Origin of the sequence: Pseudomonas sp. CFBP13528, from assembly GCF_005233615.1 — a bacterium.
GTDB classification, from domain to species: domain Bacteria; phylum Pseudomonadota; class Gammaproteobacteria; order Pseudomonadales; family Pseudomonadaceae; genus Aquipseudomonas; species Aquipseudomonas fluorescens_AM.
In genome coordinates this window covers 23724-49064 of the sequence record NZ_QGAJ01000019.1, presented here as the reverse complement: position 1 = coordinate 49064, position 25341 = coordinate 23724, and the positions used below count along the sequence as shown (strand labels likewise).

At 58.1% G+C, this 25341-nt stretch carries 34 protein-coding genes; 6 read left to right on the top strand and 28 right to left on the bottom strand.

The features are described 5' to 3' along the window. The first annotated feature begins 25 nt into the window (after positions 1-25). From PspCFBP13528_RS24550 to PspCFBP13528_RS24535, 4 genes are read left to right on the top strand one after another with little or no spacing between them, the layout of a single operon-like run. Positions 26-952 carry a DUF72 domain-containing protein gene (locus PspCFBP13528_RS24550; protein WP_137201701.1) on the top strand — a complete coding sequence of 309 codons (927 nt, stop codon included), beginning with the start codon at positions 26-28 and terminating at the stop codon, positions 950-952. Beyond that, positions 949-1725: an endonuclease/exonuclease/phosphatase family protein gene (locus PspCFBP13528_RS24545; protein WP_065949082.1), complete on the top strand. Its 777-nt coding sequence runs from the start codon at positions 949-951 to the stop codon at positions 1723-1725. The genes PspCFBP13528_RS24550 and PspCFBP13528_RS24545 overlap by 4 nt, the downstream gene beginning before the upstream one ends. After that, the gene (clsB, locus tag PspCFBP13528_RS24540) at positions 1722-2984 is read left to right on the top strand and encodes a cardiolipin synthase ClsB (protein ID WP_065949083.1); all 1263 of its coding nucleotides are present in this window, start codon (positions 1722-1724) and stop codon (positions 2982-2984) included. The genes PspCFBP13528_RS24545 and clsB overlap by 4 nt, the downstream gene beginning before the upstream one ends. Continuing rightward, positions 2974-3930 (top strand): lysylphosphatidylglycerol synthase domain-containing protein, encoded by a 957-nt coding sequence (locus tag PspCFBP13528_RS24535; protein ID WP_101220767.1) that lies wholly within the window; start codon positions 2974-2976, stop codon positions 3928-3930. Before clsB ends, PspCFBP13528_RS24535 begins: the two co-directional genes overlap by 11 nt. A gap of 4 nt (positions 3931-3934) precedes the next feature. Here the strand turns inward: PspCFBP13528_RS24535 and PspCFBP13528_RS24530 are convergent, their stop codons facing one another. From PspCFBP13528_RS24530 to PspCFBP13528_RS24520, 3 genes are all read right to left on the bottom strand, one after another. Then, positions 3935-4690, bottom strand: coding sequence for an alpha/beta fold hydrolase (locus tag PspCFBP13528_RS24530; RefSeq protein WP_101220768.1), 756 nt, complete (start codon positions 4688-4690; stop codon positions 3935-3937). Continuing rightward, the gene (locus tag PspCFBP13528_RS24525; RefSeq protein WP_137201700.1) at positions 4680-5789 is read right to left on the bottom strand and encodes a DUF3182 family protein; all 1110 of its coding nucleotides are present in this window, start codon (positions 5787-5789) and stop codon (positions 4680-4682) included. Before PspCFBP13528_RS24525 ends, PspCFBP13528_RS24530 begins: the two co-directional genes overlap by 11 nt. 170 nt (positions 5790-5959) lie before the next feature. After that, a complete protein-coding gene (locus PspCFBP13528_RS24520) occupies positions 5960-6919 on the bottom strand; it encodes a GlxA family transcriptional regulator (RefSeq protein WP_137201699.1) in 960 nt (319 codons plus the stop codon). Between the two features lie 96 nt (positions 6920-7015). Between PspCFBP13528_RS24520 and PspCFBP13528_RS24515 the strand changes: the two genes are divergently transcribed. Continuing rightward, positions 7016-7576 (top strand): cysteine hydrolase family protein, encoded by a 561-nt coding sequence (locus PspCFBP13528_RS24515; protein ID WP_137201698.1) that lies wholly within the window; start codon positions 7016-7018, stop codon positions 7574-7576. 16 nt (positions 7577-7592) lie between these two features. Here PspCFBP13528_RS24515 and tam read toward each other — a convergent pair whose 3' ends face one another. From tam to PspCFBP13528_RS24500, 3 genes are all read right to left on the bottom strand, one after another. Beyond that, positions 7593-8354: a trans-aconitate 2-methyltransferase gene (gene tam, locus PspCFBP13528_RS24510; RefSeq protein WP_101220772.1), complete on the bottom strand. Its 762-nt coding sequence runs from the start codon at positions 8352-8354 to the stop codon at positions 7593-7595. A 96-nt stretch (positions 8355-8450) separates the two neighbouring features. Further along, a complete protein-coding gene (locus PspCFBP13528_RS24505) occupies positions 8451-8966 on the bottom strand; it encodes a single-stranded DNA-binding protein (RefSeq protein WP_003232445.1) in 516 nt (171 codons plus the stop codon). Positions 8967-8975: 9 nt separating this feature from the next. After that, positions 8976-10370, bottom strand: a complete 1395-nt coding sequence (locus tag PspCFBP13528_RS24500; protein WP_101220773.1) for an MFS transporter — start codon at positions 10368-10370, stop codon at positions 8976-8978. A gap of 178 nt (positions 10371-10548) precedes the next feature. Here PspCFBP13528_RS24500 and uvrA point away from each other — a divergent pair, with 178 nt between their 5' ends. Further along, entirely contained in the window at positions 10549-13383 is a 2835-nt protein-coding gene (uvrA, locus tag PspCFBP13528_RS24495) for an excinuclease ABC subunit UvrA (protein WP_065949090.1), read from the top strand. Between the two features lie 65 nt (positions 13384-13448). Here the strand turns inward: uvrA and bfr are convergent, their stop codons facing one another. The 22 genes from bfr to rplP form a co-directional block, all read right to left on the bottom strand. Continuing rightward, positions 13449-13913, bottom strand: a complete 465-nt coding sequence (gene bfr / locus PspCFBP13528_RS24490; protein WP_065930320.1) for a bacterioferritin — start codon at positions 13911-13913, stop codon at positions 13449-13451. A 155-nt stretch (positions 13914-14068) separates the two neighbouring features. Beyond that, a complete protein-coding gene (locus PspCFBP13528_RS24485; protein ID WP_137201697.1) occupies positions 14069-15517 on the bottom strand; it encodes a catalase in 1449 nt (482 codons plus the stop codon). A 238-nt stretch (positions 15518-15755) separates the two neighbouring features. Then, positions 15756-16142 carry a 50S ribosomal protein L17 gene (gene rplQ, locus PspCFBP13528_RS24480; protein ID WP_007918448.1) on the bottom strand — a complete coding sequence of 129 codons (387 nt, stop codon included), beginning with the start codon at positions 16140-16142 and terminating at the stop codon, positions 15756-15758. A 41-nt stretch (positions 16143-16183) separates the two neighbouring features. Next, positions 16184-17185 carry a DNA-directed RNA polymerase subunit alpha gene (gene rpoA, locus PspCFBP13528_RS24475; protein WP_003176403.1) on the bottom strand — a complete coding sequence of 334 codons (1002 nt, stop codon included), beginning with the start codon at positions 17183-17185 and terminating at the stop codon, positions 16184-16186. Between the two features lie 22 nt (positions 17186-17207). Then, positions 17208-17828 carry a 30S ribosomal protein S4 gene (gene rpsD, locus PspCFBP13528_RS24470; protein ID WP_003210056.1) on the bottom strand — a complete coding sequence of 207 codons (621 nt, stop codon included), beginning with the start codon at positions 17826-17828 and terminating at the stop codon, positions 17208-17210. An 18-nt stretch (positions 17829-17846) separates the two neighbouring features. Then, complete coding sequence (gene rpsK, locus PspCFBP13528_RS24465) at positions 17847-18236, bottom strand: 30S ribosomal protein S11 (protein ID WP_002555466.1); 390 nt, start codon at positions 18234-18236, stop codon at positions 17847-17849. 30 nt (positions 18237-18266) lie between these two features. Continuing rightward, positions 18267-18623 carry a 30S ribosomal protein S13 gene (gene rpsM / locus PspCFBP13528_RS24460; RefSeq protein ID WP_003210063.1) on the bottom strand — a complete coding sequence of 119 codons (357 nt, stop codon included), beginning with the start codon at positions 18621-18623 and terminating at the stop codon, positions 18267-18269. A gap of 129 nt (positions 18624-18752) precedes the next feature. Continuing rightward, positions 18753-18869: a 50S ribosomal protein L36 gene (gene rpmJ, locus PspCFBP13528_RS24455; RefSeq protein ID WP_002555468.1), complete on the bottom strand. Its 117-nt coding sequence runs from the start codon at positions 18867-18869 to the stop codon at positions 18753-18755. Positions 18870-18897: 28 nt separating this feature from the next. Then, on the bottom strand, positions 18898-20226 hold the full coding sequence (gene secY / locus PspCFBP13528_RS24450; RefSeq protein WP_003194637.1) for a preprotein translocase subunit SecY: 1329 nt from the start codon (positions 20224-20226) through the stop codon (positions 18898-18900). Beyond that, on the bottom strand, positions 20227-20664 hold the full coding sequence (rplO, locus tag PspCFBP13528_RS24445) for a 50S ribosomal protein L15 (RefSeq protein WP_003176407.1): 438 nt from the start codon (positions 20662-20664) through the stop codon (positions 20227-20229). Between the two features lie 3 nt (positions 20665-20667). Further along, complete coding sequence (gene rpmD / locus PspCFBP13528_RS24440) at positions 20668-20844, bottom strand: 50S ribosomal protein L30 (RefSeq protein WP_003176408.1); 177 nt, start codon at positions 20842-20844, stop codon at positions 20668-20670. Positions 20845-20846: 2 nt separating this feature from the next. After that, positions 20847-21347, bottom strand: coding sequence for a 30S ribosomal protein S5 (rpsE, locus tag PspCFBP13528_RS24435; RefSeq protein ID WP_003176409.1), 501 nt, complete (start codon positions 21345-21347; stop codon positions 20847-20849). 3 nt (positions 21348-21350) lie between these two features. After that, positions 21351-21701: a 50S ribosomal protein L18 gene (rplR, locus tag PspCFBP13528_RS24430; RefSeq protein ID WP_017135964.1), complete on the bottom strand. Its 351-nt coding sequence runs from the start codon at positions 21699-21701 to the stop codon at positions 21351-21353. A 10-nt stretch (positions 21702-21711) separates the two neighbouring features. Next, a complete protein-coding gene (rplF, locus tag PspCFBP13528_RS24425) occupies positions 21712-22245 on the bottom strand; it encodes a 50S ribosomal protein L6 (RefSeq protein ID WP_003176412.1) in 534 nt (177 codons plus the stop codon). A gap of 12 nt (positions 22246-22257) precedes the next feature. Then, the gene (rpsH, locus tag PspCFBP13528_RS24420) at positions 22258-22650 is read right to left on the bottom strand and encodes a 30S ribosomal protein S8 (RefSeq protein ID WP_003176413.1); all 393 of its coding nucleotides are present in this window, start codon (positions 22648-22650) and stop codon (positions 22258-22260) included. Between the two features lie 209 nt (positions 22651-22859). Beyond that, a complete protein-coding gene (gene rpsN, locus PspCFBP13528_RS24415) occupies positions 22860-23165 on the bottom strand; it encodes a 30S ribosomal protein S14 (protein ID WP_003176414.1) in 306 nt (101 codons plus the stop codon). A gap of 13 nt (positions 23166-23178) precedes the next feature. Further along, the gene (rplE, locus tag PspCFBP13528_RS24410; protein ID WP_003176415.1) at positions 23179-23718 is read right to left on the bottom strand and encodes a 50S ribosomal protein L5; all 540 of its coding nucleotides are present in this window, start codon (positions 23716-23718) and stop codon (positions 23179-23181) included. A 20-nt stretch (positions 23719-23738) separates the two neighbouring features. Then, positions 23739-24053 carry a 50S ribosomal protein L24 gene (gene rplX, locus PspCFBP13528_RS24405; RefSeq protein ID WP_003176416.1) on the bottom strand — a complete coding sequence of 105 codons (315 nt, stop codon included), beginning with the start codon at positions 24051-24053 and terminating at the stop codon, positions 23739-23741. 11 nt (positions 24054-24064) lie between these two features. After that, a complete protein-coding gene (gene rplN / locus PspCFBP13528_RS24400; protein ID WP_002555479.1) occupies positions 24065-24433 on the bottom strand; it encodes a 50S ribosomal protein L14 in 369 nt (122 codons plus the stop codon). Positions 24434-24456: 23 nt separating this feature from the next. Next, positions 24457-24723: a 30S ribosomal protein S17 gene (rpsQ, locus tag PspCFBP13528_RS24395; RefSeq protein WP_003176419.1), complete on the bottom strand. Its 267-nt coding sequence runs from the start codon at positions 24721-24723 to the stop codon at positions 24457-24459. A gap of 2 nt (positions 24724-24725) precedes the next feature. After that, complete coding sequence (gene rpmC / locus PspCFBP13528_RS24390) at positions 24726-24917, bottom strand: 50S ribosomal protein L29 (RefSeq protein ID WP_002555481.1); 192 nt, start codon at positions 24915-24917, stop codon at positions 24726-24728. Further along, on the bottom strand, positions 24917-25330 hold the full coding sequence (gene rplP, locus PspCFBP13528_RS24385; protein WP_003176421.1) for a 50S ribosomal protein L16: 414 nt from the start codon (positions 25328-25330) through the stop codon (positions 24917-24919). Before rplP ends, rpmC begins: the two co-directional genes overlap by 1 nt. Between the last annotated feature and the right edge of the window lie 11 nt (positions 25331-25341).

The following is a 25341-nucleotide window of genomic DNA, read 5'->3' as shown; positions in this document are numbered from 1 at the left end:
CGACCCTGGATCAACGGGAGTAAGCATGGCGGCGATTCACATCGGCATTTCCGGCTGGCGCTATATGCCCTGGCGGGGCGATTTCTACCCCGAAGGCTTGACCCAGAAACGCGAATTGCAGTTTGCGTCACGCGCCGTCAACGCGATCGAAATCAACGGTTCGTTCTACGCGTTGCAAACCCCCAAGCGCTACGCCGAGTGGTATGCCGACACGCCCGAAGGGTTCATGTTCAGCGTCAAGGCCCCGCGCTATATCACCCATATCCTGCGCCTGCGCGATGTGCACAAGCCCATGGCGAACTTCTTCGCGTCCGGGGTGCTGGAGCTCAAAGACAAACTTGGGCCAATCCTCTGGCAGTTCCCGCCCAGCTTCAAGTTCGACCCGCCCCTGTTCGAAGCCTTCCTGGCCGAACTGCCCACCACCACCTTGCAGGCCGCCGCCCTCGCCCATCAGCATGAGCCACGCCTGAACGGCAAAGCGAGCATGAAGGCCTACGGCAAGCAGCCGTTGCGCCATGCGGTGGAAATTCGCCACCAGAGCTTTGCGGTGCCTGAGTTTGTGCAGTTGCTGGACAAGTACGGCGTCGCCCTGGTGGTGGCGGACACTGCTGGCAAGTGGCCGTATGCCGAAGACGTCACCGGCAACTTCCTGTACCTGCGCCTGCATGGCGACAAGCAGTTGTACGCCAGTGGCTATACCGACGAAGCCCTCAAGCGCTGGGGCGACCGCATCGAGCGTTGGCGTCACGGCAAACAGCCTGCGGATGCGCATTTGATCGCCCCGCAGCACAAGCCACGCGCGCGCAAACAGCGCGACGTATTCTGCTTTTTCGATAACGACATCAAGGTGCGTGCGCCTTTCGATGCCCGTCAATTGTTACAGCGTTTCGGTCTGGACAAGCACTTGGCGACAGCGCCGGGGCAATTGCCGGAACCTGGAGTGCTGCCATGACACAGCCGGAGTTGATCCCCATCACACCCACTGCCCCCATTACTCGCTTTACCGTGCTGACGGTGAATATCCACAAGGGTTTCACCGCCTTGAATCGGCGTTTCATCCTGCCCGAGTTGCGTGAAGCGGTGCGCAGCGTTGGCGCCGACATGGTGTTCCTGCAGGAAATCCATGGCACCCACGAACAGCATCCGCAGCGCTACAGCGACTGGCCGAAGATGCCGCAGTACGAGTTTCTCGCCGACAGTATCTGGCCGCAGTTCGCCTACGGGCGCAACGCGGTCTATCCCCATGGCGACCACGGCAATGCGCTGCTGTCGAAATTCCAGATCATCCGTCACGACAACCTCGACATCTCCCAGAGCGGCCATGAGAACCGCGGCCTGCTGCATTGCGTTCTGCGCCTGCCGGGCAGCGGGCAGCAAGTGCATGCGATCTGCATCCACCTGGGCCTGCGTGAAGTGCATCGCCAGCAGCAACTGCGCTTGCTGGAGCAGCGCATCAGCGAGATTCCGGCCGACGCGCCGGTGGTGGTCGCCGGCGATTTCAACGACTGGCGCCAGCGTGCCGACCTGAGCCAAAGCGGCCTTGAGGAAGTCTTCGTGCAGACCCAGGGCAAACCTGCACGCACGTTTCCCGCGCGCCTGCCGTTGTTGGCGCTGGACCGCATCTACGTGCGCAATCTGAAGGTGCATAACCCCCGGGTGCTGACCACACGCCCCTGGTCCCATTTGTCTGACCATGTGCCGCTGTCGGTGGAGATTGAGCTATGAACGTCGCTGTAGAACATATCGCCACCGACCAGCCGCCGGATGATGCCAAGGCGCGTGACCTCGATTACGGCTGGCAGAGCGGCAACCGCATCGAGTTGCTGGAAAATGGCGAGGCCTACTTTCCCAAGGTGTTCGAGGCCATGCGCGCGGCGCAGCGCGAGATTCTGCTGGAGACGTTTATCCTCTTCGAGGACAAGGTCGGCGTTGAGCTCAAAGGCATCCTGATCGAAGCCGCGCAGCGCGGGGTGAAGGTGGTGGCCAGCCTGGATGGCTTTGGTTGCGGCGAACTGAGCCGCGCATTTTTACGCGAGCTGGCCGAGGCCGGGGTGGTGGTGCAGATGTTCGATCCGGCCTCGAAGACGCTGGGTATCCGCACCAACTGGTTCCGTCGCCTGCACCGCAAAATCGTGGTGGTGGATGCCAGCGTGGCGTTCATCGGCGGTATCAACTTTTCCGCCGACCATCTGGGTGACTTCGGCCCTGAAGCCAAGCAGGATTATGCGGTGCAAATCGTTGGCCCGGCGGTGGCCGACCTGCACCACTTCGCCCTGGCGCAAAGTGGTCGCCAGGTGCGCACGCGACGTGGATGGCGGCGGCGCCAGCAACGTCCGACGCCATGGGCAACGTCTGACGAAGACGGCCTGGTACGCCTGATCTATCGCGACAACGTGCAGCATCGCGATGACATCGAAGAAGCCTATATCCACGCGTTGAGCAAAGCCCGTACGCGCGCCGTGATTGCCAACGCGTATTTCTTCCCCGGTTACCGCCTGCTGCGGGAAATCCGCAACGCCGCGCGCCGTGGCGTGCACGTGCAATTGATCATGCAGGGCCAGCCGGATGTGCTGCTCGCCAAGCTGGCGGCGCGCATGCTCTATGACTATCTGCTCAAGGACGGCGTGGTCATTCACGAGTATTGCCAGCGCCCGCTGCACGGCAAGGTGGCCTTGGTGGACGAGGACTGGAGCACTGTCGGTTCAAGCAACCTGGACCCGTTGAGCCTGGCATTGAACCTTGAAGCCAATGTGTTGATCCGCGACCGGGCGTTCAATCAGCAGTTGTACGAAAGCCTGGAAGCGCTCGCCAGGGACCATTGCCAGACCATGCCGGCAAAACGCAAACCGCGCCTGTGGTTGTGGCGCCTGACCGTGGGCTTCCTGGTATTTCATGTGATGCGTCACTTCCCCGCCCTGACCGGCTGGCTGCCGGCACACAAGCCGCGTTTGAAACCTATTGAGAGTCCGGCCCATGACGTCTGAAAAAAGCGGCTCCCGGTTCCAGCGCTGGAAGAAGCCCCTGACCCTTGCGTTCTTCCTGCTGCTGATCGTGCTGTTCACTTTGCTTGCCCGACGCATCGACTGGAGCGAAGTGGTACAGACGTTGAGCGAATTCAAGGTGCGCACCCTGCTGATCGCCGGCGCGCTGACGGTGTGCAGCTTTATTGTGTATGCCTGCTTCGACCTGATCGGCCGCACCTACATTCGCCAGCCTTTGCGCTGGAAGCAAATCTTGCCGGTGGGCATCATCAGCTACGCGTTCAACCTCAACCTGAGCGCGTGGGTGGGCGGCATCGCCATGCGTTATCGGCTGTATTCGCGACTGGGGGTGAGCACCGGCAATATCGCCAAGATCCTGGGGCTGAGCCTGGCAACCAACTGGTTCGGCTATATGGCGTTGGCCGGAGCGGTGTTCAGCAGCGGCCTGGTCACCATGCCGCCGGGCTGGAAAGTCAGCACCACGGCCTTGCAAGGCATCGGTGCGCTGTTGGTGCTGGCGAGCCTGGGCTACCTGGTGGCGTGCCAATTTTCGAAAAAGCGCGCGTGGACGATTCGCGGCATGGAAATCAACCTGCCGTCGCTGCGCATGGCGTGTTTGCAGTTGCTGCTGGGCGCGTTGAACTGGTCGCTGATGGCGGCCGTGATTTTCACGCTGTTGCCGGCGAAACTGGATTATCCGCTGGTGCTGGGGGTGCTGCTGATCAGCGCGATTGCCGGAGTGCTCACGCATATTCCTGCCGGCCTCGGCGTGCTGGAAGCGGTGTTTATCGGGCTGCTGCAGCATGAGGCGTCACGCGGCAGTTTGCTGGCGGGATTGATTGCCTATCGGGCGATCTATTTTATCTGCCCGTTGTTGATCGCGCTGGTGATGTATTTGGGGGTGGAGGCGAAGGCCAAGGCGTTGCGGGTGAAGAAAACACCCGCTTAGCGGGTTAGCGCGATTGAATGATGCTCAGCCGTTCACCCACTACCATCTCAGTGATCCAATCCACCAGGATCGAGGTGTACGCCTGCTGCGACACCGGATCGCTCAATGAGTGGTCGGCGCCGTCGATGATGCGGTGGGTCAGCGAATGGGTCTGCTGGCACGCCGCGCGGTAACTCATGATGGTGGCGTGAGGCACGTGATCGTCGGTTTCCGATTCGACGATCAGTACATCTCCGGTGAATTTCGCGCAGGCATGCAAGGCACGATTGGTTTGAGCATGAACCAGCGTGCTGCGGTAATCCATCAGGTCGGCTTTATCCAGTTCACGCTTGGGCTTGAGCCATTCCTGGTCTCGGTACAGCGCAGGCACCCGCAACGCCAGCCAGCGCACCGGGCGCAATGAGGTGAGGATCGCCGCCAAGTAGCCGCCATAGCTGGTGCCCACCACTGCCACCGCCGAGGTGTCGATCGCCGGGTGGGCCAGCAGCCGGTCGTAGGCAGCCAACAGGTCGCGCAGGTTGTCTTCACGGGTCACGCGGGACAGCGGGATACCGGTGCCGGCATGGCCGCGAAGGTCGAAGGTCAAACACACGCAACCGAGCCCAGCAATGCCCTTGGCCCGTTCCAGGTCGCGTTCCTGGCTACCGCCCCAGCCGTGCACGAACAACACGCCCGGCACTTTGGATTTAGGGCTCAGGAAGGTCCCGCTCATCTGTTCGTCGTCTATATCGATCGCAATGCTCTCGCTTCTAGCCGTCATAAGAATTTACCGTCACATATTTGAGGAGAAAGTCGCTGTTTTCAGCCGGACCTCGGTACACCTCGATGGCACCCGCCGGCAGTGTCTGATCCACGTAGGTTTCCACCGAAGACACCTGAATCGCGCGCAGGCCGGGATGGTTGATGAAACTCTGCAGCGCTGCGACCTCCGCGCTGCTGGCCCCGCCCATGCGCCAGGATTGCTCCAGCACGCCACTACGGCGTTGACCTTCGCTGTCCAGGCCCTGAGCGATGTCGTAGTTGCGCCGCGAGGCGTAAAAGCCGGGGTAGGCTTCATCGGCAGCCCTGTCGAAGACCTGCGCTTGCCTGACGGCTTCACGTACATCGTCAGGCAGATCCAGCCTGAGCAGGTCATCATAGTTGCCGGGCACCGCCAGCAGCTTGGAACCGCCATAGACCTCTTCGCCCAGCCCGTCCCGGGTCAGGTATTGCTCGCCGCAGTAGCTGAACAGGTGATCACCAATAAAGCTCTGGCCCACACTGTGAGTGACTACGTCCTGCAGGTCTTGTTCCAGCACCACCCCATCGTTGAACATTGCGGCGGCTTCGGGACGCGCCAGCAGGGCATCGAATTCGTCGAGGCTGCGGATAACCTGTTGCCCGCGCCCCGCGCAGGCGTGCACGGGCTTCAAGCGAATCGGCCCGCTGTAGAGCAAGCGGGTAGCGGCTGGCCGTGCATCTTCCAGCGCGAAGACGCTCAAGCCATCGAGGACGACATCGCGCACCCGCTCACAAAACAGCGGCGACCAGCCTTGCGGCGCCTTGGCTTGCGGGCTTGACAGGCCATGAGTGATGGCTTTGGTACAAATGAACGCGTGCTCGACATACCCCCCCCACAGGTCTTGCGGGCCTTTGATGTTGAGCGCTTGTGCCTGAGCGGCCCCCACCAGCGTTTGTGTGGGCAGCAGGTACAGATCGCGGCCGGCGTGCTTGAGCGGATCGTAGCTGCCGCCGAATTTGAGCCCCAGTATCTGCGCCAGCCAGCGCGCCAGGGCGCGATTGGTCTGGACTTCATGTTGCGGTGCGCCCTCTCGTGTTGAGTGAGCGACCACCCACTTTTTACGTGAAATCGGGGTCATGCGTCCCCCTGGACATCCGGCCATGTGTGTAGGGCAAGCGTAGCAGGGATAAGGCCAAGGTCGTGTTGAGGAGCAGCGCTTGATATTCAGTCAGTTGCCGCAAACGCGATAGCACTTAGCCTGCGCCATTCTGCACGACGCTGCGCCGGGCACGCGGCGTTCTGCACGATTCACACACCGAAGCGGTTGCGGTAGTCACTGGGGGTCAGGCCGGTGATTTTCTTGAAGGTGGCGCGAAAGGCGCTGGGGTCCTGGTAGCCCACCGTCCAGGCGATGTGGTCGATGGTGCCGTTGGTGAACTCCAGCATTTGTCGCGCCTTGCCCACGCGCAGGTGCTGACAGTACTCGGTAGGTTTCAAACCGGTGGCGCTGCGAAAGCGGCGCAGCAAGGTACGTTCTTCAAGGCCCGCCTCTTGTGCCATGGCCGCGATGGACACCTCCACCGCGCCGCTGGCTTGCAGCCAATGCTGAACCTTGAGAATGGCAGCGTCACCATGCCCGAGGATCGGTGCGAAGTTGCTGCCGCATTGGCTGGCGCTGTCACTGTGTTCAATCACCAGAAAACGCGCGGTATCAGCGGCGATGCTCGGCCCCAGCAAACGCTCGATCAGGCGCAGCCCCAACTCGGACCAGGCCATCAGCCCGGCGGTGGTGATCAGGTCGCCGTCATCGACGATGGGTTTATCCGCTTCCAGGCGCACGGCCGGAAAGCGAATGGCGAAGCTGTCGGCGGACGACCAGTGGGCGGTGGCGCTACGCCCATCCAGCAGGCCGCTGCGCGCGAGCATGATCGACCCGATGCACACGCCCGCGAGCACAGTGCCCGCCGCGTGCTGCTGGCGCAGCCATTCGAGCAACGCCGGGGGCGTGTGTTCTTCGCTGAATTCGCCCACCGAGGGAGGCACTAGCACGGCAGCCAAAGGGTGGTCGGGGCCAGGCTGAGTGTCGAACCCCCGCACAGGCTTGCCCTGGGTATCCACCTGCCAATGGCTGACGCGCAACGTCGGCAACTGCGGCGATTGGTGCTCGGCGGCAATGCGATTGGCGACGCCAAACAAATCGGTCAAGCCATGCACGGCGGCCAACTGCGCGCCCTGGTAGATCACTATGCCCAGTTCAACCACGGCCATTGTCAGTTTTCCCCCCGTTATTGTCGGTGCAGCCAATGTCCGGCGTCGGCGCCAGCTAAGATACTGGGCCCATCTACCCATCAGGAGGCAACCCACATGGCCAAGCAAGCACTCATCCTAATCGATATCCAGAACGACTACTTCCCCCAGGGCAAGTGGCCGCTTGACGGTGTTGAAGCCGCCGCGGATAAAGCTGCGCAGGTGCTGCAGGCCTTTCGTCAGGCCGGGGATGCCGTGATTCATGTGCGTCATGAGTTCGCAGGCGATGACGCGCCGTTCTTCACAACGGGATCCGAAGGTGCGCGTTTGCATGCCAAGGTGCTGAACCAGGGCAATGAGCCGGTGGTGCTCAAGCACTTTGTGAATGCATTTCGCCAGACCAACCTGCGCGAATTGCTTGAACAGCGCAGCATTACCGACGTGGTCGTGGTCGGCAGCATGAGCCATATGTGCATCGACGCCGTGGTGCGGGCGGCGGCAGACCTGGGCTACAAGGTCACGGTGATTCATGACGCATGCGCTACCCGCGACCAGGAGTTCAATGGGCAGGTGATTCCCGCCGCGCAGGTGCATGGCGCGTACATGGCTTCGCTGGCCTTCGGGTATGCGGGGGTGGTGTCGACAGAAGAATATTTGCAGGCCCAAGCGGCGGCTTGACCGCCGCTCGGCGCGGTCAGCGAGTGGCTATGATGAACAGACGCGGGAATGGCAGCAGCACCGTGCCATCGACCAGGGCTGGATAGGCCTGGGCAATCCGTGCCTGGTACTCCTGCAGAAAAGCGGCTTTTTCGTCATCGTTCAGGGGTGCCAGGAAGGGCCGCAGCGCTGAAGCCTTGAACCACTCCACCACTGCCGCGTGGTCCGCCAACGGATGGTGGTAGGTGGTACGCCAGACATCAACGGTGCTGCAATGCCGGTTCAGCAGTTCGAAGTAATAGCTCGCCGAATGCCGCTCGTTATGCCTGACCGCGCCGATCTTCGCGGCCCATGGGCCCTCGGCCGCAACTTCACGGGCGAGCCGGTGGGCAGGCTCGTCGAGGTTGTCCGGCGTCTGTACCGCCAGCGTGCCACTGGGTGTCAGTTGGTTGACCAAGTGCGGATAGAGCGTGGCGTGGTCAGGCAACCATTGCAGGGAAGCATTGGCGAGAATCACGTCAAACCGCTGCGCCGGACGCCAGGCGCCTATATCCGCCAGTTCGAAGCTCAAGGCCGGCAGGCGCTTGCGGGCGTCACGCAGCATGTCATCGGAGCTGTCCATGCCGGTAATGTGGGCGTGTGGAAAGCGTTCGGCCAACACTTGGGTGGAATTGCCGGGGCCACACCCTAAATCGACGGCCGTGCCCACATCGGTATTGGGAATCGCGGCCACCAGATCGCGGACGGGGCGGGTGCGCTGCTGCTCGAACATCGTGTACTGCTTGGCGGACCAGGTCATCGGGGTTTCTCCTTCTCTTGGTGGTTAAGCATCGCCCATAAAAAAACCCCGAAGCCAGGGCTATCGGGGTTTTTTTAGGTTCTGGGGTTTTAAACCCTAGAACGGAATATCGTCATCAAAGCTGTCGAAATCCGGAGCCGGCTGCGGGGCGGCCTGTTGTGGCGCGGGACGCGACTCACGCTGAGGCTGCTGGCTTGGCTGCGGACGCGACTGCTGTGGACGTGGTGCCGAGTTGGACATGCCGCCCTGGCCCTGTTGGTCGCCCTGTGGACGGCCGCCCAGCAATTGCATGGTGCCTTGCATGTCGACCACGATTTCAGTGGTGTAACGCTTGATGCCGTCTTTTTCCCACTCGCGGGTTTGCAGTTTGCCTTCGATGTAGACCTGCGAACCTTTGCGCAGGTACTCACCGGCGATCTCGGCCACTTTGCCGAACATCGACACGCGGTGCCATTCGGTTTTCTCGACCTTCTGGCCAGTCTGCTTGTCGGTCCACTGTTCGCTGGTCGCCAGACTCAGGTTGGTCACGGCGTTACCGTTAGGCAGGTAGCGAACTTCGGGATCCTGGCCGCATGTACCGACCAATATGACTTTGTTAACCCCACGGGCCATAACGTTCTCCTAGGCTGGGCGCGCTGTCGGCACTGGGTTGACCAGGTGCTCGAGCGTCGCGCGATCCAATAATTCGGTGTCCAATTTGATGTAAATCGCAGCTTCTTCTGCGACCACTACTGCGTCCGTTACTCCAACGACGGCCTTCAGGCGCTCGGCCAAGCCAGCTTCGCGCATCGCTTCAGGCGATAACGGCAGGCGTAGGCTCGTCACATACGGAGGTTCGCGCATGGTAACAGCAAAGACCAGCCAAAGTGCAGCCAGCCCGGCGCATCCGAGGAACACAACCGACAAACCGCCATGCTGGAACATCCAGCCGCCCATGATTCCGCCCAGCGCCGAACCGAGGAACTGGCTGGTGGAATAAACGCCCATTGCCGTGCCCTTGCCGCCAGCCGGTGAAACTTTGCTGATCAGCGACGGCAATGACGCCTCCAGCAGGTTGAACGCGGTGAAGAACACCACCGTGCCGACCACCAGCGCCCGCAAGCTGTCGCCGAACTGCCAGAAGAATAGTTCAGTGAGCATCAATGTCGCGACGGCGCCGAGCAGAACTCGTTTCATTTTGCGTTTCTTCTCGCCGTAGATGATGAACGGAATCATGGCGAAGAACGAAATCAACAGTGCGGTAAGGTAGACCCACCAGTGCTGCTCCTTGGGCAACCCGGCTTTCTGCACCAGCGCCAGGGGCAAGGCGACGAAGCTGCACATCAGCATTGCGTGCAACACGAAGATACCTAAATCCAGGCGCAGCAGGTCCGGATGCTTGAGCGTCGGCAACAGCGCCTTGCGCGCGACGCCGGACTCACGGTGCTGCAGCGTGCCGGTCGAGCGCGGCACCATGAAGGCCACGATCACGATCCCGAACAACGCCATGCCGCCGGTGGCCAGGAACAACCCGTGCAGGCCGAAGGCGCGAGTCAGCAGCGGGCCGACCACCATCGCCACGGCAAACGACAAACCAATGGTCATGCCGATCATGGCCATGGCCTTGGTGCGATGTTGTTCGCGGGTAAGGTCCGACAGCAAGGCCATCACCGCAGCGGAAATCGCCCCGGCGCCTTGCAGGATCCGTCCGGCGATCACGCCCCAGATCGAATCGGACTGCGCCGCGAGCACACTGCCGAGGGCGAACACGATCAACCCCAGGTAAATCACCGGGCGACGGCCAATACGGTCGGAAATGATGCCGAAGGGTATCTGGAAGATCGCCTGGGTCAGGCCATAGGCGCCAATCGCCAGGCCGATCAATGCGGGGGTCGCGCCTGCGAGATCCATTCCATAGGTCGCCAGCACCGGCAACACCATAAACATGCCCAGCATACGGAAGGCGAACACCAGGGCCAGACCGCTTGCCGCTCGGGTCTCGCCGCTACTCATGCGTTCGCTGTGGGGATCGTGCATGGAAAAACCTCGTGTGAACCGGCGGCGATTCTACCAGTCCCATCGATTGAGAGGGTATATGCGGCGCTTTGCCGCGCAGCTTTCATGTAAGGCTGCAAGCGGCCTTTTGACAGTGTATATTCATCCAGTCTTTAGCCGTATACTCCGGCATTATTTACGCCCGCCGTGCGAGGCCATCTTGGACAAGATCCTGATTCGTGGGGCTAGAACCCACAACCTGAAGAACATCGACCTGACCCTGCCCCGGGACAAACTGATCGTCATCACCGGCCTGTCCGGTTCGGGCAAATCGTCCCTGGCGTTCGACACGCTGTATGCCGAAGGCCAGCGGCGCTATGTGGAATCGCTGTCGGCCTATGCCCGGCAGTTCCTGTCCATGATGGAAAAGCCCGACGTCGACACCATCGAAGGTTTGTCGCCGGCCATTTCCATCGAGCAGAAATCGACGTCCCATAACCCGCGCTCCACCGTGGGCACCATTACCGAAATCTACGATTACCTGCGTCTGCTGTATGCACGCGTGGGTATTCCGCGCTGCCCGGACCACGATATTCCGTTGGAAGCCCAGACCGTCAGCCAGATGGTTGACCTGGTGCTGGCCCAGCCGGAAGGCGCCAAGCTGATGCTGCTGGCGCCCGTCATCCGCGAGCGCAAGGGTGAACATCTGTCGGTCTTTGAAGAGTTGCGGGCGCAAGGTTTCGTGCGTGCTCGCATCAACGGCAAGCTTTATGAGCTGGATGAAGCGCCGAAGCTCGACAAGCAGAAGAAGCATTCCATCGACGTGGTGGTTGACCGTTTCAAGGTGCGTGCCGATCTGCAGCAACGCCTGGCGGAATCCTTCGAGACCGCGTTGAAGCTGGCCGACGGTATTGCCCTGGTCGCGCCGATGGACGATGAGCCGGGCGAAGAGATCATCTTCTCCGCACGTTTTGCCTGCCCGATCTGCGGCCATGCCATCAGCGAGCTGGAACCCAAGCTGTTTTCCTTCAACAACCCGGCCGGCGCCTGCCCGACCTGTGACGGCCTGGGCGTCAAGCAGTTCTTCGACATCAAGCGCCTGGTCAATGGCGACCTGACGCTGGCGGAGGGGGCGATTCGTGGCTGGGACAGGCGCAACGTCTACTACTTCCAGATGCTGGGGTCGTTGGCGTCGCACTACAAGTTCAGCCTCGAAGTGCCCTTCAACCAACTGCCGGCGGACCAGCAGAAGGTCATCCTCAACGGCAGCGGCTCGCAGAACGTCGACTTCAAGTATCTGAACGACCGTGGTGACATCGTCAAGCGTTCCCACCCGTTCGAAGGCATCGTGCCGAACCTTGAGCGCCGTTACCGCGAGACGGAATCGGCCAGCGTGCGTGAAGAACTGGCGAAATTCCTCAGCACCCAACCTTGCCCTGATTGCCGTGGCACTCGCCTGCGCCGTGAAGCGCGGCATGTGTGGGTTGGCGAGAAGACACTGCCGGCGGTGACCAACCTGCCAATCGGCGATGCCTGTGAGTACTTTGGTGTGCTCAAGCTGACCGGCCGTCGTGGGGAGATTGCCGACAAGATCCTCAAGGAAATCCGCGAGCGTTTGCAGTTCCTGGTCAACGTTGGCCTGGACTATCTGTCCCTGGACCGCAGCGCCGATACCCTGTCGGGCGGCGAGGCCCAGCGGATTCGCCTGGCCAGCCAGATCGGCGCGGGACTGGTGGGCGTGTTGTACATCCTCGATGAGCCATCGATCGGCTTGCATCAACGCGACAACGATCGCCTGCTGGGTACGCTGAAACACCTGCGGGATATCGGCAACACGGTGATTGTGGTCGAGCACGACGAGGACGCCATTCGCCTCGCGGATTACGTCGTCGATATCGGCCCGGGAGCTGGCGTACATGGCGGGCATATTGTTGCCGAAGGCACGCCTGCCGAGGTGATGGCTCACCCGGACTCCCTGACCGGTAAATACCTGTCTGGCCGGGTAAAAATCCAGGTGCCGGCCAAGCGCACGCCGCGCAACAAGAAGATGGCGTTGCACCTCAAGGGCGCTCGTGGCAACAACTTGCGCAATGTGGATCTGGAAATACCCCTGGGCCTGCTGACCTGTGTGACCGGGGTGTCCGGCTCGGGCAAGTCGACGCTGATCAACAACACGTTGTTCCCCCTCAGTGCTACCGCCCTGAACGGCGCCACCACCCTGGAAGCAGCGGGCCACGACAGCATCAAGGGCCTGGAGCATCTGGACAAGGTGGTCGACATCGACCAGAGCCCGATTGGCCGTACGCCGCGGTCCAACCCTGCGACTTACACCGGGCTGTTCACGCCGATTCGCGAGTTGTTCGCCGGTGTTCCGGAGTCCCGCTCACGCGGTTACGGGCCGGGCCGGTTCTCGTTCAACGTCAAGGGCGGCCGCTGTGAAGCCTGCCAGGGCGACGGCTTGATCAAGGTCGAGATGCACTTCCTGCCGGATATCTATGTGCCGTGCGACGTGTGCAAGAGCAAGCGCTATAACCGCGAAACCCTGGAAATCAAATACAAGGGCAAGAACATCCACGAAACCCTGGAGATGACCATCGAGGAAGCTCGGGTGTTCTTCGATGCGGTTCCGGCGTTGGCGCGCAAGCTGCAGACGTTGATGGATGTAGGCTTGTCTTATATCAAGCTGGGGCAGTCGGCGACCACGCTGTCGGGTGGTGAAGCGCAGCGGGTTAAACTGTCGCGTGAGTTGTCCAAACGGGATACGGGCAAAACCCTGTATATCCTTGATGAGCCAACCACTGGCCTGCACTTTGCCGATATTCAGCAACTGCTGGACGTACTGCATCGCTTGCGCGACCACGGTAATACAGTGGTGGTGATTGAACACAACCTGGATGTGATCAAGACCGCCGACTGGTTGGTCGACCTGGGACCGGAAGGCGGCTCCAAGGGCGGGCAGATCATTGCGGTCGGTACGCCGGAGCAAGTCGCCGAGATGTCGCAATCCCATACTGGCTACTACCTGAAGCCGCTGCTGGAGCGCGACCGGGCCTGATTTATCGGGCCCGATAAAAAGCCCCTGTCACCTCATCGGCGGCAGGGGCTTTTTCGTAGCCGGAATCAGAACTGCGATTGCAGGTAGTTTTCCAGGCCAATCAGCTTGATCAGACCCAACTGCTTTTCCAGCCAGTAGGTGTGATCTTCTTCGGTGTCATTCAATTGCACCCGCAGGATCTCGCGAGTGACATAGTCGTTGTGCTGCTCGCACAGCTCAATGCCCTTGCAGAGAGCGGCACGGACCTTGTATTCGAGACGAAGGTCGGCAGCGAGCATTTCCGGCACTGTGGTGCCCACATCCAAGTCGTCGGGACGCATGCGCGGCGTGCCTTCGAGCATGAGGATACGACGCATCAGTGCGTCAGCGTGCTGCGCCTCTTCTTCCATCTCATGGTTAATACGTTCATAGAGCTCGGTAAAGCCCCAGTCTTCGTACATACGCGAATGGATGAAATATTGGTCACGAGCTGCCAGTTCGCCCGTCAGCAACGTGTTGAGGTAATCGATTACGTCGGGGTGACCTTGCATCGCCCTACATCTCCCTGCTTGAAAGTCTGTAGTTTGAACCATGCTGACCTGAAGGTCACGGGATCAACGGCAGAAAAGCGAAGATTTCCGGAGAAAAGTAGCTGAAATAACGCAAAAACCGCCCAAATGAGGGCGGTTCTGCTTATCGTTTAGAGTCAGTTAAGCGATACACCCAGTGCATTTGCGATTGCTTCTCCATAAGCGGGATCCGCTTTATAGAAATGCTGCAACTGACGCTGGACCACATCACTGGAAACACCGCCCATCGCGCCGGCAATGTTGCTGGTCAGCAGCGCTTTTTGCTCGTCATTCATCAAGCGGAACAGTGCACCGGCGTGGCTGTAGTAATCCGTGTCTTCGCGATGATCATAACGATCAGCTGCGCCGCTCAAGGCCAGTGCAGGCTCAGCGTACTGTGGCGCCTGCTTTGGCGCATCCGCGTAGCTGTTTGGCTCATAGTTCGGCGCAGCGCCACCATTACTGCCAAAGGCCATCGAACCGTCACGCTGGTAGCTGTTGACCGGGTTCCGTGGAGCATTCACCGGCAGTTGCTGATGATTGGTGCCAACACGGTACCGGTGAGCATCTGCGTAGGCAAAGACTCGACCTTGCAGCATGCGGTCCGGCGACAGGCCAACGCCTGGAACCATGTTGCTTGGGCCGAAAGCGGCCTGCTCCACTTCGGCGAAATAGTTCTGCGGGTTGCGGTTGAGTTCCAGCTCGCCCACCTCGATCAGTGGGAATTCTTTTTGCGACCAGGTCTTGGTTACGTCAAACGGGTTTTCGTAGTGAGCGTTCGCTTGAGCCTCGGTCATGATCTGGATGCAAACGCGCCATTTCGGGAAATCACCACGCTCGATGGCGCCGAACAGATCGCGCTGGGCATAGTCTGGATCGGTACCCGCCAGGCGCGCGGCCTCAGCCGGTGCCAGGTTCTTGATGCCTTGCTGGGTCTTGTAGTGCCATTTCACCCAGTGACGCTCGCCTCTGGCATTGATCAGGCTGTAGGTGTGACTGCCGAAGCCGTGCATGTGGCGATAGCCATCGGGGATGCCACGGTCCGAGAACAGGATGGTGACCTGGTGCAGCGCCTCTGGGGAATGCGACCAGAAGTCCCACATCATCTGTGCGCTTTTCAGGTTGCTTTGCGGCAAGCGCTTTTGGGTGTGGATGAAATCCGGAAACTTCAGCGGATCACGGATGAAGAACACAGGCGTATTGTTTCCAACGATGTCCCAGTTGCCTTCCTCGGTGTAGAACTTCAAGGCGAAGCCGCGTGGGTCGCGCTCAGTGTCAGCGGAACCACGCTCACCTCCTACAGTGGAGAACCGCAGGAAGGTCGGGGTTTGCTTACCCACTGACTCGAACAGCTTGGCGCTGGTGTAGTGAGTAATGTCCTGGGTGACTGTGAACGTACCGTAGGCGCCCGAACCTTTGGCGTGTACACGGCGCTCTGGAATATTCTCACGATTGAAGTGAGCGAGCTTCTCGATAAGGTGAAAGTCGTCGAGCAGCAGCGGGCCACGAGGACCGGCGGAACGGGAATTCTGATTATCCGCAACGGGAGCGCCGCTGGCGGTGGTAAGGATTTTATTCTGGCTCATGCGCAATCTTCCTCAGGTGAGACTTGAAACTGCCGGCTAATCGGCTTGGTGGAAGTATTAATCAACAGCATGACACCCACAAATTTATTAAATTGCAGGCTTCAATAGAAAATTACTACCAAACAAACCGGCGTCCATCATGCCCACCGTCGCCTCGGGAAACTTGTACCTATCGCGCTTTTATGACGCGCACAAAAAACCGGGCACTAGGCCCGGTTCTTCGTTGCAGACTGTCGTCTTACTCGGCGCTTACAGCTTCGCCGGCAGTAGCACGATCAACCAACTCGACGTACGCCATAGGCGCGTTGTCGCCAGTGCGGAAGCCGCACTTGAGGATGCGCAGGTAGCCACCCTCACGGGTAGCGTAACGCTTGCCCAGGTCGTTGAAGAGCTTACCAACGATAGCTTTCGAACGAGTACGGTCGAAAGCCAGACGGCGGTTAGCCAGGCTGTCTGTCTTGGCCAAAGTGATCAGCGGCTCAGCAACGCGACGCAGTTCTTTAGCTTTCGGCAGTGTAGTTTTGATCAGCTCGTGCTCGAACAGCGACACCGCCATGTTTTGGAACATGGCCTTGCGGTGCGAGCTGGTACGGCTCAGGTGACGACCACTTTTACGATGACGCATGGTTCATTCCTTACCAAACTCACGTTCGGTGATTACGACGATCAGGCAGTCGCCTTGTCGTCCTTCTTAAGACTTGCAGGCGGCCAGTTGTCGAGGCGCATGCCGAGGGACAGACCGCGGGAGGCCAGAACGTCCTTGATTTCAGTCAAGGATTTCTTGCCCAGGTTCGGAGTCTTCAACAGTTCTACTTCGGTACGCTGAATCAGGTCACCGATGTAGTAAATGTTTTCCGCCTTAAGGCAGTTAGCCGAACGTACAGTCAGTTCCAGATCGTCAACCGGGCGAAGCAGGATCGGATCGATCTCGTCTTCCTGCTCGATTACCACTGGTTCGCTGTCACCTTTGAGGTCGACGAACGCAGCCAACTGCTGTTGCAGAATGGTTGCAGCGCGGCGGATAGCCTCTTCAGGATCCAGAGTACCGTTGGTTTCCAGATCAATAACCAGCTTGTCCAGGTTAGTACGCTGCTCGACACGGGCGTTTTCCACCACGTATGCGATACGGCGAACCGGGCTGAACGAAGAGTCAAGCTGCAAGCGACCAATGCTGCGGCTTTCGTCTTCATCGCTCTGACGCGAGTCGGCCGGTTCATAACCACGACCACGAGCTACAGTGAGCTTCATGTTCAGGGCGCCGTTAGACGCCAGGTTAGCGATTACGTGATCGGGATTAACGATCTCGACATCATGATCCAGCTGAATATCGGCAGCGGTAACCACCCCCGAACCCTTCTTCGACAAGGTCAGCGTAACTTCGTCACGGCCGTGCAGCTTGATAGCCAGACCTTTAAGGTTCAACAGGATTTCAATTACGTCTTCCTGTACACCTTCGATGGCGCTGTACTCGTGGAGCACACCGTCAATCTCGGCCTCGACTACTGCACAGCCGGGCATTGAGGACAACAGGATGCGGCGCAGCGCGTTGCCCAGGGTGTGGCCAAAACCACGCTCGAGAGGCTCGAGAGTAATTTTAGCGCGGGTTGGACTGACAACCTGCACATCAATGTGGCGGGGTGTCAGGAACTCATTTACCGAAATCTGCATGGATGCACCTATTTTCTAGCCCTTACTTGGAGTAGAGCTCGACAATCAGGCTTTCGTTGATGTCGGCGGACAGATCACTGCGAGCAGGAACGTTCTTGAAAACGCCCGACTTCTTCTCAGTGTCTACTTCTACCCATTCTACGCGGCCACGTTGGGCACACAGATCGAGAGCTTGGACAATGCGAAGTTGGTTTTTTGCTTTCTCGCGAATCGCGACCACGTCACCAGCACGAACCTGGTAAGACGGTACGTTAACGGTTTGGCCGTTTACGCTGACGGATTTGTGCGATACCAGCTGACGGGATTCGGCGCGAGTCGAACCAAAGCCCATACGGTATACAACGTTGTCCAGACGGCATTCGAGCAGTTGCAGCAGGTTTTCACCGGTTGCACCTTTCTTGCCAGCAGCTTCTTTGTAGTAGCCGCTGAACTGACGCTCGAGAACGCCGTAGATACGACGGACCTTCTGCTTTTCACGCAGTTGGGTGCCGTAATCGGACTGGCGACCGCGGCGTTGGCCGTGGATACCAGGTGCTGCTTCAATGTTGCACTTCGATTCGATCGCGCGCACGCCGCTCTTCAAGAAGAGATCGGTGCCTTCACGACGAGCGAGTTTGCATTTTGGACCAATGTAACGAGCCATTCTTTACAATCTCCTGGATTACACGCGGCGCTTCTTCGGCGGACGGCACCCGTTGTGCGGGATTGGCGTCACGTCGGTGATGCTGGCGATCTTATAGCCACAGCCGTTCAAAGCACGGACAGCAGACTCACGACCTGGACCTGGACCTTTGACGTTAACGTCGAGGTTTTTCAGGCCGTATTCCAGCGCAGCTTGACCAGCACGTTCAGCAGCTACTTGAGCAGCAAACGGGGTGGACTTGCGGGAACCGCGGAAACCCGAACCACCGGAGGTAGCCCAAGAAAGCGCGTTACCTTGACGGTCGGTGATGGTCACGATTGTGTTGTTAAAAGAAGCATGGATGTGGGCGATGCCATCAACCACTGTCTTTTTAACTTTTTTACGAGGACGAGCAGCAGGTTTTGCCATGATAATTTTCCTGTCGATTCGCGTGGGCGATTACTTGCGGATCGGCTTACGCGGACCTTTACGGGTACGCGCGTTAGTCTTGGTACGCTGACCGCGCACTGGAAGACCACGACGATGACGCAGACCACGGTAGCAACCGAGGTCCATCAAACGCTTGATTTTCATGTTGATTTCGCGACGCAGGTCACCTTCAGTGGTGAACTTCGCCACTTCGCCACGCAACAGCTCAATCTGCTCGTCGCTCAGATCCTTGATCTTTGCGGCTGGGTTTACCCCAGTGTCTGCGCAAATTTTCTGCGCAGTAGTGCGACCAACACCATAGATGTAGGTCAGCGAGATAACAGTGTGCTTGTTATCTGGAATGTTAACGCCTGCAATACGGGCCATTCAGTGGGACTCCAATTGACAGCTACCTACGCCCCGGAAGCCAAGAAATAGGGCGCGAGATAATATCGCTGTAATAACAAATAATCAACCCGGCAGCGCACTAGCTGCCGGGCTTCAAGCGGATCACACTCAGCCTTGGCGCTGTTTGTGACGCGGTTCCGCGCTGCAAATTACTCGAACAACACCTTCGCGGCGAATAATCTTGCAGTTGCGGCACAGCTTTTTCACCGATGCACGAACTTTCATCACCAACTCCTCGAACCTTATGGGGTACTCAGCGCAACATGCCGCTGCCGTAGCCCTTCAGGTTGGCTTTCTTCATCAGGGATTCGTACTGGTGCGAAACGAGGTGCGATTGTACTTGGGACATGAAGTCCATCACAACCACGACCACGATCAGCAACGAGGTCCCGCCAAGGTAGAACGGAACGTTTGCCGCAACCACCAGGAACTGGGGAAGCAAACACACGGCCGTCATATATAGAGCACCGAACAGGGTCAAACGAGTAAGAACGCCATCAATGTAGCGTGCAGACTGCTCACCCGGACGAATACCCGGAATAAAGGCACCGGACTTCTTCAGGTTTTCCGCTACGTCTTTCGGATTGAACATCAACGCCGTATAGAAGAAGCAGAAGAAAATAATCCCTGCACTAAACAGCAGAATATTCAACGGCTGACCAGGAGCGATCGACTGAGAGAGGTCCTGCAGCCAGCCCATATTTTCAGACTGACCAAACCAGGTACCCAACGAAGCCGGAAACAGCAAGATGCTGCTCGCGAAAATTGCCGGAATAACGCCGGCCATATTCACCTTCAGCGGCAAGTGGCTGGTCTGCGCAGCAAAGACCTTACGGCCCTGCTGACGCTTGGCGTAGTGAACAGCAATACGACGCTGACCACGCTCAATGAACACCACGAAACCGATAATCGCTACTGCCAGCAAACCGATGGCAACCAGGGCGAAGATATTGATATCACCCTGACGCGCAGACTCGAAAGACTGCCCAATTGCTCTCGGAAGACCGGCGACGATACCTGCGAAAATCAACATCGAGATACCGTTACCAACACCACGCTCAGTAATCTGCTCACCCAGCCACATCATGAACATCGCACCAGCCACAAACGTGGATACCGCGACGAAATGGAAGCCAAAGTCACCAGTGAACGCAACGCCCTGCCCTGCCAGGCCAACGGACATGCCGATAGCTTGAACCAGAGCGAGGACGACAGTGCCGTAGCGGGTGTACTGGCTAATCTTGCGACGGCCAGCTTCACCTTCCTTCTTCAACTGCTCCAGCTGCGGGCTGACGGCGGTCATCAGTTGCATGATGATCGATGCCGAAATGTACGGCATGATCCCCAGTGCAAAGATGCTCATCCGCTCCAGCGCGCCGCCGGAAAACATGTTGAACAAGCTAAGAATGGTCCCCTCATTCTGTCGAAACAGGTCTGCGAGTCGGTCCGGGTTGATACCTGGAACCGGGATGTGTGCGCCTATTCGGTAGACGATAATCGCCAGGAACAGAAAACGCAGACGAGCCCAAAGTTCAGACATACCGCCTTTGCCGAGCGCTGAGAGAGCACCTTGCTTAGCCATTTATTCCTCGAACTTGCCGCCAGCTGCTTCGATAGCCGAACGCGCACCTTTGGTGGCGCCGATTCCCTTGCCGATAGTGACAGCGCGAGTCACTTCACCGGACAGCATGATTTTCACACGCTGTACGTTGACGTTGATCACGTTGGCATCTTTCAGGGTCTGCACAGTAACGATGTCGCCTTCCACTTTAGCCAGCTCGGACAGACGCACTTCTGCGCGGTCCATGGCTTTCAGGGATACGAAACCGAACTTAGGCAGGCGACGATGCAGCGGCTGTTGACCGCCTTCAAAGCCTGGAGCAATGGTGCCACCGGAGCGGGAGGTCTGACCTTTGTGGCCACGGCCACCGGTCTTACCCAAACCACTACCGATACCACGGCCCGGACGATGCTTTTCGCGACGGGAACCCGGCGCTGGACTCAGATCATTGAGTTTCATCGATTAACCCTCTACACGCAGCATGTAGTAAGCCTTGTTGATCATCCCGCGATTCTCGGGAGTATCCTGGACTTCTACAGTGTGACCGATGCGACGCAGACCCAGACCTTTAACACACAGCTTGTGGTTAGGAATGCGGCCGGTCATGCTTTTGATCAGCGTTACTTTAACGGTAGCCATGATCAGAAGATCTCCTTCACAGTCAGGCCACGCTTGGCAGCGATGGACTCAGGAGATTGCATAGCTTTCAAACCTTTGAAAGTGGCGTGAACCACGTTTACCGGGTTAGTCGAGCCGTAGCACTTGGCCAGAACGTTCTGAACGCCAGCAACTTCGAGGACAGCACGCATAGCGCCGCCAGCGATGATACCGGTACCTTCAGAAGCAGGCTGCATGTACACCTTCGAAGCGCCATGGGCGGACTTCATTGCGTACTGCAGGGTAGTGCCGTTCAGATCAACCTGGATCATGTTGCGACGAGCAGCTTCCATTGCCTTCTGGATCGCGGCAGGCACTTCACGTGACTTGCCACGGCCGAAGCCAACACGCCCTTTACCATCACCCACCACGGTCAACGCGGTGAAAGTGAAGATACGGCCGCCTTTAACGGTTTTGGCTACGCGGTTAACTTGAACCAGCTTCTCAATGTAGCCTTCGTCGCGCTTTTGGTCGTTATTTGACATAACTTAGAACTCCAGCCCAGCTTCACGAGCAGCATCAGCCAGCGCTTTAACGCGGCCGTGGTACTTGAAGCCAGAGCGGTCGAAAGCCACTTGCGAGACGCCCACGGCCTTAGCACGTGTAGCGACCAGCTGGCCAACCTTAGTGGCCGCGTCGATGTTGCCGGTGGCACCATCACGCAGTTCTTTATCCAAAGTCGAGGCGCTTGCCAGGACTTTGTTGCCGTCGGCCGAGATGACCTGGGCGTAGATGTGCTGCGACGAGCGATACACGCAGAGACGCACGACTTCGAGTTCGTGCATTTTCAGGCGTGCTTTGCGAGCGCGACGCAGTCGAGTAACTTTTTTGTCGGTCATTTGCTATGCCCTACTTCTTCTTGGCTTCTTTACGACGGACGACTTCGTCCGCGTAGCGCACACCTTTGCCTTTGTACGGCTCTGGTGGACGGAAGTCGCGGATCTCAGCGGCCACCTGACCTACCAGCTGCTTATCGATGCCCTTGATCAGGATATCGGTTTGGCTAGGGGTCTCAGCGGTGATGCCTTCCGGCAGTTCGTAATCCACTGGGTGCGAGAAGCCAAGGGCCAGGTTCAGAACCGTGCCTTTTGCTTGCGCTTTGTAACCAACACCGACCAGCTGGAGCTTACGCTCGAAGCCTTGGCTTACGCCTTGGACCATGTTGTTTACCAACGCACGCGTGGTACCGGCCATTGCGCGAGTTTGTTGATCGCCATTGCGAGCAGCGAAACGCAGCTCACCAGCTTCTTCAACGATCTCAACGGACGAATGGATATTCAGTTCAAGAGTGCCCTTGGCACCCTTCACCGAAAGCTGTTGGCCTGCGAATTTGACTTCGACACCGGCTGGCAGCTTAACGGGGTTCTTAGCGACGCGAGACATGCTTATCCCCCCTTAGAACACAGTGCAAAGAACTTCGCCGCCGACACCGGCAGCGCGCGCAGCACGATCCGTCATCACACCTTTGTTGGTGGAGACGATAGACACGCCCAGACCGCCACGAACTTTCGGCAGATCTTCAGCGGACTTGTACTGACGCAGGCCTGGACGGCTAACGCGCTTCACTTCCTCGATGACCGAACGGCCTTCGAAGTATTTCAGCTCGATGGACAGCAGTGGCTTGATTTCGCTGCTGATCTGATAACCCGCAATGTAGCCTTCGTCTTTCAGGACTTTGGCAACAGCTACCTTCAACTTGGAAGATGGCATGCTTACGACGGACTTTTCAGCCATCTGGGCATTACGGATACGAGTTAGCATGTCCGCTAACGGGTCCTGCATACTCATGGGCTAGACGCTCCTAATACAAAAAAATTAGCCTTGCGGCTACATATGTCGCCGAGAATCTTCCGAGCGTAAAAAACACGGGCTCAGGCGAGCCGCGTATTTTAGACACAGTCCGGAAATGAAACAAGCCCCAAAAGGGGCTTGTTCCAGATTCAAGGCCACCGGCGGTCAGTATCTTGCGAACCCGACCACCCTGGCGTTGAAAGTACTTACCAGCTGGCTTTAACCAGACCTGGTACGTCACCACGCATTGCCGCTTCACGCAGTTTGTTACGGCCGAGGCCGAACTTGCGGTAAACGCCGTGTGGACGACCGGTCAGGCGGCAGCGGTTACGCATGCGCGAGGCGCTTGCGTCACGTGGCTGCTTCTGCAGAGCAACTGTAGCTTCCCAACGCGCTTCTGGACTTGCGTTCAGATCAACGATGATTGCTTTCAGTGCTGCACGCTTCTTGGCGTACTTGGCAACCGTGAGCTGACGTTTCAGCTCGCGGTTTTTCATGCTCATCTTGGCCATGGTCCTACTCCAATCAGTTGCGGAACGGGAATTTGAAAGCACGCAACAGGGCGCGACCTTCATCATCGTTCTTGGCAGTGGTGGTCAGGGTGATGTCCAGACCGCGGAGAGCATCGATCTTGTCGTAGTCGATTTCCGGGAAGATGATCTGCTCTTTCACGCCCATGCTGTAGTTACCACGACCATCGAAGGACTTGGCATTCAGGCCGCGGAAGTCGCGAACCCGAGGCAGGGAGATCGACAGCAGACGATCCAGGAATTCATACATACGCTCACGGCGCAGAGTCACTTTGACGCCGATCGGCCAGCCTTCGCGGACTTTAAAGCCAGCGATGGATTTCCGAGCGTAAGTCACAACGACTTTTTGACCGGTGATCTTTTCCAGGTCAGCAACAGCGTGCTCGATGACTTTTTTGTCACCGACCGCTTCGCCCAAACCCATGTTCAGGGTGATTTTGGTAACGCGTGGAACTTCCATCACGTTCGAAAGCTTAAGTTCTTCCTTAAGTTTCGGTGCGATTTCTTTCCAGTAAATCTCTTTTAGTCGTGCCATGGTCTTCTACCTAGCAGTGTTCAAGCATCAACCGCTTTTTGGGTCGACTTGAAGACACGAATTTTCTTGCCATCTTCTACTTTGAAACCAACGCGGTCAGCCTTGTTGGTTTCGCCGTTGAAAATGGCGACGTTAGAAGCGTCCAGTGGAGCTTCTTTTTCGACGATACCGCCTTGCACGCCCGACATCGGGTTAGGCTTGGTATGACGCTTGACCAGGTTCAGACCACCGATAACCAGACGGTTATTAGCGAGAACCTTAAGCACCTTACCGCGCTTACCTTTGTCTTTGCCGGCGATCACGATGATCTCGTCGTCACGACGAATCTTTTGCATGTCGGATCTCCTTACAGCACTTCTGGGGCGAGCGAGACGATCTTCATGAACTTCTCAGTACGAAGTTCACGGGTCACTGGCCCAAAGATACGGGTGCCGATAGGCTCTTGCTTGTTGTTCAGAAGAACAGCAGCGTTGCCATCAAAGCGGATAATGGAGCCATCAGCACGACGTACGCCGTGACGAGTGCGGACTACAACAGCAGTCATCACTTGGCCTTTTTTCACTTTACCGCGAGGAATTGCTTCCTTGACGGTCACTTTGATGATGTCACCGATACCAGCGTAACGACGATGGGAGCCACCCAGCACCTTGATGCACATAACGCGGCGAGCGCCGCTGTTATCGGCCACATCGAGCATGGATTGAGTCTGAATCATATAATTTCTCCGACCCCTAGTCCTTAGACTTCCACAGCGCGTTCGAGAACATCAACCAGCGCCCAAGACTTGGTCTTGGCCAGCGGACGAGTTTCACGAATAGTGACCTTGTCGCCGATGTGGCACTGATTGGTTTCGTCGTGCGCGTGCAGCTTAGTCGAACGCTTAACATATTTACCGTAGATCGGGTGCTTAACGCGACGCTCGATCAAAACGGTGATGGTTTTGTCCATCTTGTCGCTGACAACACGGCCAGTCAGCGTACGGACAGTCTTTTCGGCTTCAGCCATGATCACTTACCTGCCTGCTGGTTGAGCACAGTCTTCACGCGAGCAATGTCACGCTTAACTTGCGAGAGCAGATGAGACTGCCCCAACTGGCCAGTTGCTTTCTGCATACGCAGATTGAACTGGTCGCGCAGCAGGCCGAGCAGTTGCTCGTTCAGCTGCTGTGCGGATTTTTCACGAAGTTCATTCGCTTTCATCACATCACCGTCCGTTTAACAAAGGAGGTGGCGAGCGGCAGCTTTGCAGCAGCCAGGGCGAAAGCCTCACGCGCCAGCTCTTCAGAAACGCCCTCGATTTCATACAGGACTTTGCCTGGCTGAATCTGGGCTACCCAGTATTCCACGTTACCCTTACCTTTACCCATCCGAACCTCGAGAGGTTTTTTGGAGATCGGCTTGTCCGGGAATACACGGATCCAGATCTTGCCGCCACGTTTTACGTGACGGGTCAGAGCACGACGCGCTGACTCGATCTGACGAGCGGTGAGACGACCACGAGCTACAGACTTCAGCGCGAACTCGCCGAAGCTGACTTTGCTACCGCGCTGAGCCAGACCACGGTTGTGGCCTGTCATCTGCTTGCGGAACTTCGTACGCTTAGGTTGCAACATTTGGCGTACCC

Coding starts and splice junctions, on each gene's coding strand:
- PspCFBP13528_RS24550 (WP_137201701.1), top strand. CDS start 26: ATGGCGGCGATTCACATCGGCATTTCCGGCTGGCGCTATATGCCCTGG.
- PspCFBP13528_RS24545 (WP_065949082.1), top strand. CDS start 949: ATGACACAGCCGGAGTTGATCCCCATCACACCCACTGCCCCCATTACT.
- clsB (WP_065949083.1), top strand. CDS start 1,722: ATGAACGTCGCTGTAGAACATATCGCCACCGACCAGCCGCCGGATGAT.
- PspCFBP13528_RS24535 (WP_101220767.1), top strand. CDS start 2,974: ATGACGTCTGAAAAAAGCGGCTCCCGGTTCCAGCGCTGGAAGAAGCCC.
- PspCFBP13528_RS24530 (WP_101220768.1), bottom strand. CDS start 4,690: ATGACGGCTAGAAGCGAGAGCATTGCGATCGATATAGACGACGAACAG.
- PspCFBP13528_RS24525 (WP_137201700.1), bottom strand. CDS start 5,789: ATGACCCCGATTTCACGTAAAAAGTGGGTGGTCGCTCACTCAACACGA.
- PspCFBP13528_RS24520 (WP_137201699.1), bottom strand. CDS start 6,919: ATGGCCGTGGTTGAACTGGGCATAGTGATCTACCAGGGCGCGCAGTTG.
- PspCFBP13528_RS24515 (WP_137201698.1), top strand. CDS start 7,016: ATGGCCAAGCAAGCACTCATCCTAATCGATATCCAGAACGACTACTTC.
- tam (WP_101220772.1), bottom strand. CDS start 8,354: ATGACCTGGTCCGCCAAGCAGTACACGATGTTCGAGCAGCAGCGCACC.
- PspCFBP13528_RS24505 (WP_003232445.1), bottom strand. CDS start 8,966: ATGGCCCGTGGGGTTAACAAAGTCATATTGGTCGGTACATGCGGCCAG.
- PspCFBP13528_RS24500 (WP_101220773.1), bottom strand. CDS start 10,370: ATGCACGATCCCCACAGCGAACGCATGAGTAGCGGCGAGACCCGAGCG.
- bfr (WP_065930320.1), bottom strand. CDS start 13,913: ATGCAAGGTCACCCCGACGTAATCGATTACCTCAACACGTTGCTGACG.
- PspCFBP13528_RS24485 (WP_137201697.1), bottom strand. CDS start 15,517: ATGAGCCAGAATAAAATCCTTACCACCGCCAGCGGCGCTCCCGTTGCG.
- rplQ (WP_007918448.1), bottom strand. CDS start 16,142: ATGCGTCATCGTAAAAGTGGTCGTCACCTGAGCCGTACCAGCTCGCAC.
- rpoA (WP_003176403.1), bottom strand. CDS start 17,185: ATGCAGATTTCGGTAAATGAGTTCCTGACACCCCGCCACATTGATGTG.
- rpsD (WP_003210056.1), bottom strand. CDS start 17,828: ATGGCTCGTTACATTGGTCCAAAATGCAAACTCGCTCGTCGTGAAGGC.
- rpsK (WP_002555466.1), bottom strand. CDS start 18,236: ATGGCAAAACCTGCTGCTCGTCCTCGTAAAAAAGTTAAAAAGACAGTG.
- rpsM (WP_003210063.1), bottom strand. CDS start 18,623: ATGGCCCGTATTGCAGGCGTTAACATTCCAGATAACAAGCACACTGTT.
- rpmJ (WP_002555468.1), bottom strand. CDS start 18,869: ATGAAAGTTCGTGCATCGGTGAAAAAGCTGTGCCGCAACTGCAAGATT.
- secY (WP_003194637.1), bottom strand. CDS start 20,226: ATGGCTAAGCAAGGTGCTCTCTCAGCGCTCGGCAAAGGCGGTATGTCT.
- rplO (WP_003176407.1), bottom strand. CDS start 20,664: ATGAAACTCAATGATCTGAGTCCAGCGCCGGGTTCCCGTCGCGAAAAG.
- rpmD (WP_003176408.1), bottom strand. CDS start 20,844: ATGGCTACCGTTAAAGTAACGCTGATCAAAAGCATGACCGGCCGCATT.
- rpsE (WP_003176409.1), bottom strand. CDS start 21,347: ATGTCAAATAACGACCAAAAGCGCGACGAAGGCTACATTGAGAAGCTG.
- rplR (WP_017135964.1), bottom strand. CDS start 21,701: ATGACCGACAAAAAAGTTACTCGACTGCGTCGCGCTCGCAAAGCACGC.
- rplF (WP_003176412.1), bottom strand. CDS start 22,245: ATGTCTCGCGTCGCTAAGAACCCCGTTAAGCTGCCAGCCGGTGTCGAA.
- rpsH (WP_003176413.1), bottom strand. CDS start 22,650: ATGAGTATGCAGGACCCGTTAGCGGACATGCTAACTCGTATCCGTAAT.
- rpsN (WP_003176414.1), bottom strand. CDS start 23,165: ATGGCCAAGATGAGCATGAAAAACCGCGAGCTGAAACGTCAGCTCACG.
- rplE (WP_003176415.1), bottom strand. CDS start 23,718: ATGGCACGACTAAAAGAGATTTACTGGAAAGAAATCGCACCGAAACTT.
- rplX (WP_003176416.1), bottom strand. CDS start 24,053: ATGCAAAAGATTCGTCGTGACGACGAGATCATCGTGATCGCCGGCAAA.
- rplN (WP_002555479.1), bottom strand. CDS start 24,433: ATGATTCAGACTCAATCCATGCTCGATGTGGCCGATAACAGCGGCGCT.
- rpsQ (WP_003176419.1), bottom strand. CDS start 24,723: ATGGCTGAAGCCGAAAAGACTGTCCGTACGCTGACTGGCCGTGTTGTC.
- rpmC (WP_002555481.1), bottom strand. CDS start 24,917: ATGAAAGCGAATGAACTTCGTGAAAAATCCGCACAGCAGCTGAACGAG.
- rplP (WP_003176421.1), bottom strand. CDS start 25,330: ATGTTGCAACCTAAGCGTACGAAGTTCCGCAAGCAGATGACAGGCCAC.